Origin of the sequence: uncultured Arthrobacter sp., assembly GCF_947495145.1 — a bacterium.
Lineage (GTDB): Bacteria > Actinomycetota > Actinomycetes > Actinomycetales > Micrococcaceae > Arthrobacter_D.
Window position 1 is genome coordinate 1 of sequence record NZ_CANLXP010000045.1, and the last position, 1,430, is coordinate 1,430.

Annotated in this window: 1 protein-coding gene; it reads right to left on the bottom strand. The window is 61.7% G+C overall.

The features are described 5' to 3' along the window. Positions 1-69: 69 nt before the first annotated feature. Positions 70-1,329 (bottom strand): transposase family protein, encoded by a 1,260-nt coding sequence (locus Q0877_RS17025; RefSeq protein ID WP_299170034.1) that lies wholly within the window; start codon positions 1,327-1,329, stop codon positions 70-72. Positions 1,330-1,430: the final 101 nt, after the last annotated feature.

Here is a 1,430-nt window from a genome sequence, read left to right on the forward strand (position 1 = left end):
CGTAGTGCCTCAAGTCAATATGCCCGTGAAAGTTGATCGGTGCCTCAGGTAGGAATGCCCGCGAATGGGTTAGCCTGCTGCTTTGACTCGGATGCCTTTGCGGATATCGGGAAGCACGGTGGGGATGGACGCGAGGTAGAGCTGCTCGGTCTTTTCCTTGGCCAGTTTGAGCAGGACGGTTTGCAGGTCCGCGATCTGGCGGGCGATCGCGGCGGGGTTGAGCGAGGCGCGGTAAGCGATCAGGTCGGCCTCTTGGGCCGGTGAGAGGACCTTGGCGGCCAACAGCCGGTCCACGGGTGTGGCAGGTGTGTCGTAGAGGCGCTTACGTCGTCCGTTGGCGTCTGCGCCAAATCCGATGGGTTTCTTGGTCGGGTTCAGGTAGTTGAAACGGTCGTTGACGAGCTTCCAGAGCCGGTTCAACGCCCGTCGTTCCGCTTCTGTGTCGTAGCGGTAGTAGAAACCGTACTTGCGCACCAGGTGGTTGTTTTTCGACTCGATCGTGGCCTGATCGTTCTTCTTATAGGGCCGCGAGCGGGTGAAGAAGATATCGCGGCCCTCAGCCCATTTGATGACCGCTTTGTTCAGAAACTCCGTTCCGTTGTCGAAGTCCAGACCGGTCACCGCGAATGGGATCTCGACGACGCCGGCCTTCAGAGCAGCCAGGATGTGGGAGTGGGCGTTATTACGCACGGTGCGGGTGAACACCCAGCCGGTATGCACGTCGGTTAGGTTCAGCGTACGGGCGAACTCGCCCTGCAAACTCGGCCCGCAGTGCGCGACCGTGTCGCCCTCGAAGAACCCCGGTTCGGCCTCGACCTCGTCACCGGCTCTGCGGATCGTGATCGAGGACCGCAGCAGCGGTGAGGGCTTCGTCGTTGACACCCCCCGGATCTGATCCCTCGCTTTCGCCGGCTTCAAATACCGGTCGATCGACGCCGCGCTCATCGTTAAGAGTTCGGCGCGCACCTGCGGTCCATACCGGTCGACGCCATCGATGAGCTCGCCGTGCGCTTCGAGCAGATCGAGCTGGGTGCGCATCGAAACCACAAGGTACTTCCCGCACTGCCCACCAGAGGCGGCCCACACCCGCTGAAGCACCTTCAACGCGTCGTAGGAGTACTTCGGTGACCGCGGCTTCCTCGGCTTCTGCGCGATCTGACGACCAACCCCGGGAGGCTGTTTCGCCGCCTTGGTCAGCCGCCGCCGAGCGTTATCCCGCGACCAGCCCGTCACCCCCACCACCTCCTCGAGGATCCGGCCCTTATCCTTCTTCGGCGCCTTCACATACGCCTGCGCATACCTGGAGGTGACCTCAGCACGAGACGTCATCGACAATTCACTCCTCATACCTCACGAGGGTCACCGTTTCGCGGGCATTCTCATTTGAGGCACCGAGGGTGTTTCGCGGGCACTTTAGATGAGTCTCGTCG